Raw genomic sequence first — 12164 nt, forward strand, 5'->3', positions numbered from 1 at the left:
ACGGTTCTCACTTCCGCGAGCGGTTGCCTCGGATCGGCCGTATTCGAGGGCCCCGAAGCCTGCCTCTAACCTGCCGACATGATGGAGCATAGGTATCGGCCCAATGTTGTACGAACCGAGCCAACGGGAGCCTTCCCGCTCGACGAGCGTCGCGGGGCACACGTTCACCGGTCATCGCCGACAAAGCTTGAGAATCGGTAGCATCAAGTCGGCGATTTGATGGCCGACCGCCGCAAAGGTCTGGCGGCTGTGACCGAACGGGTCCGGAATATCCTGTGCCTCACGAGGGTCCAAGTGGGGGCGGAAGGCATCGAGGTCTGCAACTTTATCCGGCTTGCATTCCGATGCGAGCCGGGAAGCTTCGCTCAGTGTAAAGGTTCTGTGGAGTTGGCCGGGGGCTAGGTGAAGTACTGCGTCACGATGCACCGCCGTCATTGTGATAACGAGATCGGCGGCGGAAGCGATTCTGGAGGTCAGCTGTCGCGCGGCGAAATCCGAAGCGTCGCCACCCAGTTCCTCGAGTACACACGCCGCGTTGGGGTGAATTACATGGCCCGTCAGCGCTCGAGTCCCCGCGCTTGACGCTCTAAACTGCGGTATCGCCAACCTTGCGCCGTAAGCAGCGGCAAGTCGCTCTGCGATAGGGGAGCGGCAAATGTTGCCAGTGCACACAAACAATATATGCAGACTAACCTCCTATGCTAAGACTCGGATTGCCAACGCGATTGGGTCAGGTGTGTTAGAGCGGCGAAGCCACAAGGAGATCCTTCTTCAGTACAGGCTCGTGACCGTTGCGCACAAATGAATGCACCGAAGCAAGGTTTGCGCCAATCAGCTGCGAGGGTAACGCGGTTCCGCACGACTCGATAATGCCCATGCTTCCGGACGGTCGGCGCAGGGCACTCGCCCGACTCTGCGCATGCGATATCTCTGCGCATGCGATATGCAGTCGGGAGACGTTCGACAGCCGTTGCTCCGTCTGCGGAAAGCCCGACGGTTGGCCCGAGACTAATCGAAAACTCGAAATCGCCGGAGCGCTCGCCTCACTGGTTCCACGCTTGTGGCGGCTAGGACCTGAGCTCGGTCGACGGCACGCGCATCGAAGAGGCCGCGCAGGAGGTCGATTGTCAGTTCGGGAAACCAACGTACCTATGCCCTCGGGCATTCGGCGCGGCCGGATGGCTGTCGAAGCGAAACAGTAAGTAGACGATGCGTCGGCTTCGTCGCTCTCCTGTGTTCGAATGCGACATTTCACAAGAGCAAGGTGATCGGACCATCCGTCAACGTCAGATCGCGCCATCATTCCAGGTCGCCATGAGTTTATAGCGCGTATCCGTGTGCGGCTCATGGGTGCGATCCCTGTACGGCCCCACCGACCAAGAACGCCGTTCGTGCAGTTCATTATAAGCGTCGGCAGGCACGCCTAATCCTTGAAATTCAGCCCAGTTTTGCGCGCCAACGCTGCCAGTCTGTTGACCGTTGAAGGCGGCAGCCGCCGAACGGCCGCTTTGACGTAGTGGAGCGGTTGCTTCTTGTCGTACTCGGTGACCCCTTTCCACTGGACATATTTCGTGTGGTCAATATCCGAAACGGTGCTGTCGGTGGTGTAGTAGTAGAGGGCGAGGGAATTCCGCCGTACTCCTGGGGGGGCAACGACTGGATGTGGGTGTCCATGCCAGCTTTTCCCACCTGTGTAGAAAACGACCAACCGATTGAACAGCGGCGCAACTGTCTTCACGCACTCGGTCGCGTCAGCATTCCACAGTTCTAGATCACCGCCCCAGCCAGGTTGCCACCCGGGTGAGCAGTAGTAGATGCAATTAATCAGCTGGTGCAAACCTGGATCCGGATGGCGGGAGGCATCGAGGTGTAACATTAGACGCCCGCCGCTTCCAGTCGAATGAAGCCCGCAGCCAACGTGATTCGGGTCGGGAGCCAATTGTTGGAAGCCGGTTAACCCATCAAGGAAGCGACAAAAGATGCCTGTTTGCATCTGGCTCATCATGTGCCTGATGTAAGGCGGGAACAACTCCTCGTCGCTGGTGGTTATCTTCTCGATGTTGCGGTCTCCGGTGTGTTTGCTGTCCCCGGGGCCTTCGAAGTGCCAGTCGATGTCATCAACTCCCGGAAATTCCTTACCTATCTGTTCCGCTACATCAGCTGGCAGGAAGTCATCGATGACGATATGCGGGAAAGGCGTAGCGTTCCGAAACGTCTCTCCATGCTTCATGGCGAGGTCTTGCATCTTCTGCCTTGAAAAAAAATAGAGACCAGTTGCAGTGTGCATAGTCCCAGTCATCAGAACCCCCTAACAGATGTGAGCAGAAAGCCCGCAAAGCTTGCCTCCCTGGCTACCATACAGCGACCGTGTCAACGGCAGTCACTAGTACGGCAGAGTAGGAAGCCGGCCCACGTAACAGGTCAGTCCTGCTAATGCTCACATCCGAGCGGTCCATACCGGCTGGGCGAAGTGGACAGCACTGTCGTGACGATCTGTGAGAGGGCCGCTGAAGAGGGCAACCTGCCGAAATCGGGGCGAGGAGACGGATCTCTCTCGACCGAGGGCGAGCCACGAACAGGTCGCCTGCATAAAGTCCTGAAGTGTGGGTATTGGCAACCAGCGAATGGCTGTCGTCGCGGCCTAGTAACGACTTGGCCCACAGGGTTGCTTTCGAGACAGAATCGATTGCATCCCTCAGCAAAGCGCTAGGGTTACTGTGCGGCGACGGACTTAAATACGAAAGGCATCGATGCGCCATACACGAGCGACCAGGATCCACCACCCTCGCACGCCGATTCGTTGTCGTCTTTACCCGCCCAAGGTCGTCCGATCTGGAGGGAGTAACAGCATGCGCGTCCACTTGCGGGCAATTCGCGCGAGCATGTGGCCCTACGCGGACGCGCACACGGACAGCTGGGCCGTCGGGCGCCTGCGCATCGCGTGGCGCGACAATGTGCATCTAGGAGACGCCCTCCAATACGACACCGTTGCTCGCGAGTGCGCCTTGACCTGCGCGCTCCGAAATGTCTCCCGAGACGCTGTGGATGATGCGTTATGAGGATTCTCATCGACGCGATGGGTGCTCCTGCCGGCCGCGGCGGCATGAACGTGTATGCGACTCAGGCGATTTCGTCGTGGGTGGAAACATACCCCCACGACGAGCTGGTGCTGGTGGGTGGCACTTGGTGCACGAGACTTGCCCAGACGCTCGACGCACCTCAGTTAAGAGTGGTGGCAATTACCGCCACCTGCGCGCCGGTCCGGTTCCTGGTGCAGGTCTTCCTGGTCGCATGGCTCCGAGTGCGTCTGCGCTGCGACTTCGTGCTCTCGCTGAGCCCGCTGGTCTCTTTTCTGGTGCCCCGTCGGCGCCGTGCATGCGTGTCCCACGACTGGCGGCATCGGAGACGGCCTGAGGAGTTCGGCTTCGCTCAAAGGGCCTATCGCAACCTGTGGACCCTTTCGGTGCGCCGGGCCGGCACGGTGTTCTGCATTTCTCGCAAGACCGAGTTGGAGCTTCAATCAATCGCACCGCGCGTGCGGCCGGTGCTTGTTCCGGTCGGTGGCGACCACCCCCGCCGGTGGGCGCGTGTCAACCGTGACGAAGACGCTTTCCGAGTGCTGACGTACTGCCACGCGACAAACAAGCGGCCTGAGCTCGTGATCGACGCTGTGACCCGGCTCAGCGCGGCGGGCCCCCCGGTCGAGCTCACCCTCTTGGGAACGAGGGGCAACTACCGCGACGAGCTTCTGGCCCGGGTGCCCGCCGGTTGGACAGGCAGTGTGGAATGCCCGGGTTTCGTGCCTGACGCGGAGTATCAACGGCTTCTGCAGCGTAGCGACGTCGTATGCCTTATGTCTTCGGACGAGGGATTCGGGTTCCCCGCCGTCGAAGCCGGCTACTTTGGCATTCCGTGCGTAGTCGCGAGCGACAGCGGCATGACAGACATCCATCCCATCGGCCTCACGGTCAGCGAGCCCAATGCCGAGGACCTAGCCACGATACTGTCACGGTTACGTGAGACGCCTGAGCGGGTCGCGGCCGTCCCGAGTGTGTCTTGGTCCAGCACCGTCTCGGGATTGCGAAACAGGCTCCAGCAATGTCTGCGGGAGCCAGACGCACTTCTGCGGGAGGCAGGGGGATAACACTGATGAGCGAACCCACCAGAGGCTGGCCTGTCAGGGTCACCTTTGCCTCGGTTAGCTGACAACTCGCGATTTCGAGTAGCTGCAGCCGCCGCCGAGGGGGCGTGAGCTGATCGCGGGGTAACACTACGGTCGGCGTCGTGACCGAGCGTTTCGCCCGGGAGAGCTGCCTGCCGGGGGGGTCGATGCGGAACTGCTGCGCCTCGACGTTCGAGTCAATTGCTAATAGTGACACTAGTTTCGTCATTGGTTGTGTTCGGACCATCGAACCGCGTTGGCGAGATTCGACGCCGAATGGTTGCCGACGGATGTGGGGTCGAACCGGCGTCATTGGACTTGGTGAGATGGCGTCGTCAAAACATGGCGGGCAGCGCCGCAGACCACGCGTATTGTTGCTCGCAAGTCTCGTCCTCACCGCTTTACCGGAGCGGTTGGGGGCATGCAGCTGAGCAGTCACGGGGGGCCGGTGGTCAACGAGCAGGCCGCGCGTGAATGACGCCGCGATGGGCGGCAAATTTCAGACGGTTGGACGGAAGTGCAAGAATTCTGTTAGTAAGTTGTGATGCTTCTCGGGGATGGGACCACTTTGTGAACCGTATCGCTCTTTACTTCAGGAAGGTGCGCGAAGCGCGGGCCAGCGAATCGTTGATGGAACGCACTAGCCGGTTCTTAGCGATCAACGCAAGGCGGCCTCTCGAGGTACTTGCCGGCTACGCCCAGCTACCAAGGGCGGACCGAAGATTGAACGTTAAGGATGGATTCGCCGACCACCGCGCCGAGCAGAATCATCATCGAAGCAAACCCGAACACCTCGTGCGGATCGTTGCCGCTTACAAAGCCGCGAAGCTTGCTCAACGCGATGCAGCGCCGCCGTTCGCGATCCGGGGGCTTTGGGCCGAATGGATCTCAGTTCATTATGAGACTCTCATCGCGGCACTCGAGGACGACGACCCTACGGCCCTCGGGCGGCTGCTAGAAAATCTATTCCGAGAGCGGTGCGCAGCAGGCATGGGCGGGTACGACAACTACGTCCGCTACCGTTCACCCCTTGGCCATTTCTACATCAAGTATGTTTGGAGTGCATACCGCGACAAGCTCCTAGGGCTAGGGTTCGATCCTGCGGACGTCGCCTTCCCGAACGTCGGCAATCAGGTCGGCGTCATGCTTGACGGCAAAGTCGTCTCAATCGAAACCCTCAGGCATGCGTATCACGCCATCGAGATGCGCGAGCTGCTGTGCGACGTGCGTGGTGCCGTCTGCGCTGAGGTAGGTGCCGGACTCGGCGGTCAGCCGTATCAAGCCGTTAAGATCGGCGGTGGGCGGATCGCCAAGTATGTCGTGTTCGACATCCCGGAGGTCGCGGTACTCAGTTCGTACTTCCTGTTGTCGGCGTTGCCTGAGTGCCGTGTACGGCTGTTTGGTGAGGGGCCAGTCTCTGTTGCCCCCGACGAAGAATACGACATCGGCATTTTTCCGCACTACGCCATTACGCAGTTGCCCGATGCATCCGTGGACCTCTTTTACAATTCTTGCAGCTTCTCAGAGATGGATGCCGAATCATCACGGGCCTACCTATCAGTCATCGAGCGAGCATGCCGGCGCTATTTCCTCCACGACAATCACGATGTCGAATTCGATTTTAAGAACCCGGACGGCACAAGGTCGAGGAACGTCATTGGATCAAAGCTTGTTCCGGATCCTGGCACGTTCAAGCGAATATTCAAGAAGCCGCGCGTTCATGGATTGCCCGAGGACCGAGCTTATGTGCAGTACGAATACCTCTACGAGAGAATCCCGCAATGCGTCCGTGCGACCGTGGAAGGCTAAGCGGATGGCGAAGACGAATTGTCGGGCGGTCGAGATTGCCGGGCATTATGTTGCTCTCGGCCAGCGTCTTCCTCGACTAATGGTAACGGCCAACGCACCGCGACGACCTCAACGGACCACCCACCCGTGAAATACTAAGTTGAGCTAGTCTTCATCCTCGACGACGATTTAAGGCATTAGGCCAGAGAGCAGAAACCATGAGTCGGTACTTCGTTTGGCCGCGCTCGTCACCTGCAAAGAGCCGGCTCCGTCCTTCCGGTTTGAATGCCTGGAAGGGACACATTTTGCGTGTAAGTCCGCCTCTAGCTAACATTCGTGGTTTCGGTATATCGGTTTGCTGCCGCTGTCATTGCGCTTCTTCGGCCGTCGGTGCCAGTGTCGAAATTCAGCGGCCGTCCCGTGATGCGGGATTACCGCACATTCAGATCGCGCAGACCCCCAGGAATGTGGGGCCTGAGCGCAATGCGGAAGTGCGTGTCGCCAGGAAACGAGAAACATCACACTCTACTGACGACCGGGAAGGCGTCGCCCTCGTCGCCCGATACACGCTGGGGCACACGATCCTCAACTTCTTGTACAAGCTCTGCCATCTAGCGGCGGCTGAAGTACCGTTGCCCGCCTCCGGCGGGCTTACTGCGCCGGCCCGGATATGAGTTCCCGCTGGATGCTTTTGTGAGCTTGTCGATCAGGCGGCTTGCGCGGATTCTTGCGCCGAACGTCGGCATCGCACTGCTGCGGGGGTCGCAGTTGTTGATTCTGGCGCTTCTCGCTCGGTCCCCGGTTGACATCCGCAGCCTCCTGTTGACGGGCTTCGGTCTGCTCGCGGCCTTCGCGATGCTCAGTGACTCTGGGGCAACGCTGTACGTACTTGGCATCGATCGCAATGCGTTGACCCGTAGCGTTCTGGGCAGATCGCTGGTCCTGCAAGGCATCACCATAGGGGTGGGTCTGAGCATCGGTGTGACCTTTACCCTTATCGTTTCCGGAAAAGCGGGCGCGACCGCCGTTATGCTGCTGGTTGCACTCGCCCTCAATCTCGCCGTCGACAGCTTGACTCGGACAGCGAAGGCGCCACTGCTTGTTCTCGGCCGCGACGGTGCCTATGGACTCCTCGACCTAGCCCTCGGTGCCGCCAAGGTGGCGGTGCTGGCCGTCGGGATACTGCAAGAGTCGCTATTGGTTATGTTGGCGCTCCCATTGCCTGGTCTGGTGGGACTGTTTTTGGTCACCAAGTGGGTCGCACGGCGGCTACCGCGAGGTCAACCCGCTCCTGCTGGGATGACGCGGGAGATCCTGACGACCGGGGTCGCAGGGGCACTCAGCGCCGGGTATTCACAAATGGCGGTGCTCGTCGGCAGCGCCATGCTGCCGCTGCACTCGGCCGCGCTGCTCGCCGCCTCGACCCGCATCGTGCAGTCAATGGAATTGATTCCCAGTACGTTCTTTCTGCAGGTGATGCCCCGGCTGCGGAAGTGGGCCTCGTCGTGGCGGCGCGTTTACGGAGGTTTTCTGACCTTGGGCGCCGTCCTTGCGCTTGCCGCGTACATTTTGCGGGGCCTACTAGAGGCGTTCACGGGGGTTGAGCTGGACGTCGTGCCGGTGTTTGGATTGCTATTGATTACGTTTGTATTGAAGTCTGGTAACTACTTCCTCGTGGCCCGGCTGCTGGTCTTGTGGCCGAAGCGTGTCTGGGTGATGGTCAATATTGTCGTCAACGTCGTCGCCTTGGCCTTGGCCGTCATCGGCTGCATGTTGGCGGGCCTTTTCGGCGCCGGCATGGCCGCTGTGGGCATTGAAATGACGTTCGCGACTCTGGCATTGCTGGTCATGCAGCGGCTCCGACCGCGCGATTGCGGAAAGTTTGAAACTGGTTGATCAGGTTGTAAATTGGTGAATGAGGGAAACAACCGTGTTTCCTAGGCGCTCACCCACCGCCAAAGTCAGTTGACGTGAAAAACATCTGCGCTGGCACCGAAACTTGGCGCGCTCGGAGATGCCCCGCTCACCGCCTTAAATGGGAACTGCGAAGTCGCTTGGAGCGAACCACACCTAGCGCCCCAAATAGAGCGCTCCTCAGTGCCGCTATTCTCGTGATGGAGTTGAGTACCAAGGTTATCATCTGGACCAAAACAAACCGTCCCCAAATGGCTAACGTGATAAAGAAATTCAACAACTGTGGATTCGAAGGGGCGATGTGCTTCCTGTAAAATATTGCCATGCTTCGGTGAAAATGGTAGTTTAATTTGAGGCTTCGCCTCTTGCCTGAACTGCCGCCTTTTACATGGAGTGCGGTTACACGGCCATCGTAGACGACGCGCCATCCGGCGCGGCGATACCTAACACTCCAATCTAAATCTTCGCCATACATCCAATAGTTTTCATCCAGACCACCGACAGCACAGAGCGCCGACCGCCTAACAAGCATGAATGCCCCATTCAGTGCGTCCACGTCTCCTACAGCGGTCTCTGCGACATCATTTGCCACGTAATTGCCGTTTCTCCGTCCGAAAGCCTGCGAGACGAAATATTGGAGCGCTTGTAGTGGGCTAGGGATCCGTCTCTTGGCCGCGTGATCGAACGACCCGTCTTCCAACAGCAGACGGCAGCCTATCATTCCAATAGAAGCGTCGCTCTCAAGCTGGTCGACCAGGTGGTTAATGATCGGCCAACGGGTTTCGGTGTCAGGATTCAACAAGAGAACAAAAGGAGCTGTTGTAAGGGCCAAGGCCTGATTATTTGCTACAGCGAACCCAGGATTGTCAGTTCTGCGGATAAGGCGTACCTGAGGAAATTCATGAGTCACAACTTCTGGTGTGTCATCGGGAGAGTCATTGTCCACCACCGTAATTCGCAGGACTCCGTCGGGAGAACTTGCCAACAGCGTTTCTAAGCTTCTGCGGACTAAATCAGCGCGGCCGTGGGTGACCATGACGACATCGACAAGCGGCGGATCTCCCTCGTCGAATGATTTGCTAGTCACATGCAATCACTTCCGAAAGTGATGTAGCTCTTGGCGGAACCCACGCACTCGGCCACCGCGGATAGGTGGCCGATCATATATCGGCACAGGAGTACCCAGAAGGCGACGCGAGTAACCAGCGGTGGTTTGGTGAGCCTTTAGTAGCTCAACAGACGACGTTGCTGGTGTGTCCTCCGGTAGCCTGAAGCTCCATGCAGCGACTGGATCGTCCGTTAAGGAACGCACCGGAGGCCGCAGCGGGATCCAAATTGGCCTTGATGGCCGCAGGGGCCCTCGTCGCGGCCGCGTTAGTTGGGCCGTGGCTAACGCAGATTCCACTCGAACGTGCCGCTCTCGCGGCCGCCGTCGTCTTAGCCAGTTTGTACGGGTTCGTCTCAGGGGTCTTCCCACGCGTGCGCCCCATCCAGGCCGTCACATTCGGATTCGCATTACCTTACCTTGGTGTTGCGCCGATTTACCAGATGGCGAAGCAGAAGGCGGCTTCGTTGGACTCCGCACTCATGTATGAGACCAACGCAAGCAATTTGTACTTCGCCCTTGTGCTGAATTTGTGCTTTGTGCTCGCCATGCTGGTGGGATTTCACATGGGCGCGGCACGATGTCGAGTTGGGATGTCCTCCCCCCCAGTGCGCGCCCAAGTCCGAATGGTCCTGCCTTGGGTCTATCTCTCGGCGGCAGCCGCGCTTACTCCTGGGGCGGTAGAAGCAGCCGGAGGTTGGAGCGGGCTATTTACCGATAGGAACACCAGGGCAGACGAATTGAACGCGGCGGGTATTACTTTGGCAGAAAGCGGTGGGGCATCGCTGGCGTTGGTCGGCCTGCTGCCGACCGCCCTCTCCATCGCCGCCTGCTACTTGTTCCTCTTCCGCCTCTTGACGGAGGCCCGTACGAACTCGTGGAATCGTGTTCCGGCGCTTCACCTCTTAGGCTTCGTGATTGGCGCGGCGCTGCTGGTCGTCCACGCAAACCCGTTGGCCAGCTCACGATTTCAATTCATCTTCGCCGTCGGTTCTCTCGCGTTGATCTGGTTCATTCCACGAAGCGGAAAGGCCGGGCTTTGGCTGGCCGCCATCATCCTATGCGCCACTCTGGTTGCGTACCCGTTAGCGAATGTGTTCCGAACCGACAAGATGACTCTTGTTGCGGGAGCCGAAGCGTTTGCGACCCCTGACTTCGACGGGTTCCAGCAAATCGTCAACGCAATCGCGTTCACGCAAGCTCACGGACACTCATTCGGGCGCTACGCGCTCGCCGCGATCTTCTTTGTCATCCCCCGGTCTCTATGGACTGGCAAAGCGTTTCCTGCGTCTCAAGACGTCGCAGCATTCCGCGGCTATGTATTCACAAATCTATCGTTACCTGTCAACGCCGAGTTATATGTCGAGTTCGGTCTGCTTCCTATGATCGCCATCGTGCTCGTCGGAGCGATTCTCTTGGGACGGTCCGACAGTACGTGGCAACTCGCCCCGGGGAGTCGGGGGGCAGCCATGGTGCCGATGTTGGCGATGGCGATGCTCGGGATCGTGCGCGGGCCGTTGGGGTCACAAGCACCCGTCTTCTTGACAATCGTTGGGTTGGTGCTTATCGCCCTGAGGGAAGGTCCGTCGGCAAGCGAAGGCCAGGACGATGCGCCGACCGAGTTGGCATTGGAACTGCCGACGTATAGGACGCTATAGCTTTGCGGTCCTAAGCCGTGGCCGCACCCAGGCGTCTGTTCGCGCAACCATTGCACGCGGGGCATGGCGAGAGAGAAAATTTGAAACGTTGGATTCGAGGCACGCCACAGCGGCGCATCGAATACTTATTTAATTATCAGCGCTACACCTAGTGCGGCCGATGCGCGTAACTCATGTGCCGGTTCCGGGGCGATCAGCGGTTAGCGAGGGCGCCGGCTAAACCACGGTAAGAGCGGCTGGCGTTCGTGATCACTGGGATGCTATCCCCAGTGCGCGCTTCACGCGTTCCCGATACTTTTCGGGTAGTCGGAGAAACACCTCTTGCAGCGGGGCAGCCAACCGCCGGTAAATGAATTGGCGACGGGCGCGCCGAAACGCTGCTTCAACACGGCTATCTGCGATTCGCTGATCGTCTTCCTCCAACCAGTCCAAGAAGATACCACGTTGACGCCAGTATTCACGGGGTTTGATCTGCGCATTATATGAACCACCGTGCTGACGATAAAGCAGCCAATTGCGTGACGAGATGTATATCGGGAAGCGCAGCGACACCTTGAGGAAGAAGGCCTGATCCTCGAACAATCCGCGGAACCGCTCTTCGAAGCCGCCCACCGCATCGAAGGCACTTCGTCGCACGAGCACGTCCATGCCACCAGTTGGTCCGCAGCCAAGCGGTTTCACCGCCAGCGCCCCTTCCGGCGGGTCGAGGCGTCGATCAGCTAGTCCCGCGGTGAGAACCAAATTATCCAGCCTGCTTGCTGATGGATTCCAGCTACGCCAATACAGCATCGCTCCATAAACCATCGCCACTTCTGGATTACTGTCGAGTAGTTCCACCTGCTCGGCCAACTTACAAGAAACCCATACATCGTCCGCATCGAGAAATGCGAGGTACGGCGAAGTGGCGTGTGCCACGCCCAGGTTCCGTGAGGCGCTCATCCCTTGGTTCTCGTGCCGAACATGGTCGATGTAGTGAATCCGCTCATCTTTGGCAGCCAGTCCGCGAGCGATTGTCGTGCTGCGGTCGGTAGAACCGTCATCCACGAGGATCAATTCCCAGTTTGTCAACGTCTGGCTTCGAACGCTCTGCACCGCCTCTTCGATGAAGCGCTCCTGATTCAGAAAGATGAGCACGACCGACACGAGTGGCACCACGCCAGTCTGCAGATAATCGGTAGCAGGAACAAGCAAACTCGGCAGACAGCGAGCATCCCGATCTCCTCCGGACGGTGTTTTGAGCTGTGACCACCGAGTGTGCGAGCTGGGGCGTTAGTGTTCTGTGCTCGTCGGCCGAGGGCGCGGTTACCAGCTAGCGCCCACGGGATCTACGACATGACACGTGATGGACCCGTGAAGGGATGTCGACGGGTCCCACAATGCGGGCGCGTGTATGACGGCGTCCGATCGTTTGCTCGTAGTCTTCGGAAACCGGCTCCTTCTAGAGTGAGATACGGGGAGAATTGCCGCTCGAAGGGATCGAATCGAACCCCGGCTGGCAAGTCCGAGGGAGGCTGCTTGTCTTGTCAAATCACAGGAG

8 protein-coding genes are annotated in these 12164 nt (G+C 58.9%); 4 read left to right on the top strand and 4 right to left on the bottom strand.

Features of this window, described 5'->3' with window-relative positions; translation table 11 throughout:
• Positions 1-171: 171 nt before the first annotated feature.
• Both C1A30_RS10195 and C1A30_RS10200 read right to left on the bottom strand, forming a co-directional pair.
• Positions 172-672, bottom strand: coding sequence for a low molecular weight phosphatase family protein (locus C1A30_RS10195; protein WP_235009810.1), 501 nt, complete (start codon positions 670-672; stop codon positions 172-174).
• A gap of 751 nt (positions 673-1423) precedes the next feature.
• Positions 1424-2299, bottom strand: a complete 876-nt coding sequence (locus C1A30_RS10200; RefSeq protein WP_200828231.1) for a 2OG-Fe(II) oxygenase — start codon at positions 2297-2299, stop codon at positions 1424-1426.
• 756 nt (positions 2300-3055) lie between these two features.
• On the opposite strand from C1A30_RS10200, the gene C1A30_RS10210 reads away from it, so the two are divergent.
• The 3 genes from C1A30_RS10210 to C1A30_RS10220 all read left to right on the top strand — a co-directional run bounded on the left by C1A30_RS10210 (position 3056) and on the right by C1A30_RS10220 (position 7846).
• Positions 3056-4144: a glycosyltransferase gene (locus C1A30_RS10210; RefSeq protein ID WP_101948143.1), complete on the top strand. Its 1089-nt coding sequence runs from the start codon at positions 3056-3058 to the stop codon at positions 4142-4144.
• Between the two features lie 588 nt (positions 4145-4732).
• A complete protein-coding gene (locus C1A30_RS10215; protein WP_160112726.1) occupies positions 4733-5971 on the top strand; it encodes a putative sugar O-methyltransferase in 1239 nt (412 codons plus the stop codon).
• A gap of 672 nt (positions 5972-6643) precedes the next feature.
• Positions 6644-7846, top strand: a complete 1203-nt coding sequence (locus C1A30_RS10220) for a hypothetical protein (RefSeq protein WP_101948148.1) — start codon at positions 6644-6646, stop codon at positions 7844-7846.
• A 127-nt stretch (positions 7847-7973) separates the two neighbouring features.
• On the opposite strand, the gene C1A30_RS10225 is transcribed toward C1A30_RS10220, so the two are convergent.
• Entirely contained in the window at positions 7974-8951 is a 978-nt protein-coding gene (locus C1A30_RS10225) for a glycosyltransferase family 2 protein (RefSeq protein ID WP_142392585.1), read from the bottom strand.
• 191 nt (positions 8952-9142) lie between these two features.
• Here C1A30_RS10225 and C1A30_RS10230 point away from each other — a divergent pair, with 191 nt between their 5' ends.
• Positions 9143-10627, top strand: a complete 1485-nt coding sequence (locus tag C1A30_RS10230; protein ID WP_142392586.1) for an oligosaccharide repeat unit polymerase — start codon at positions 9143-9145, stop codon at positions 10625-10627.
• Between the two features lie 249 nt (positions 10628-10876).
• Here C1A30_RS10230 and C1A30_RS10235 read toward each other — a convergent pair whose 3' ends face one another.
• A complete protein-coding gene (locus tag C1A30_RS10235) occupies positions 10877-11770 on the bottom strand; it encodes a glycosyltransferase family A protein (protein ID WP_160112727.1) in 894 nt (297 codons plus the stop codon).
• Between the last annotated feature and the right edge of the window lie 394 nt (positions 11771-12164).

It is taken from the genome of Mycobacterium sp. 3519A (assembly GCF_900240945.1).
GTDB lineage: Bacteria > Actinomycetota > Actinomycetes > Mycobacteriales > Mycobacteriaceae > Mycobacterium.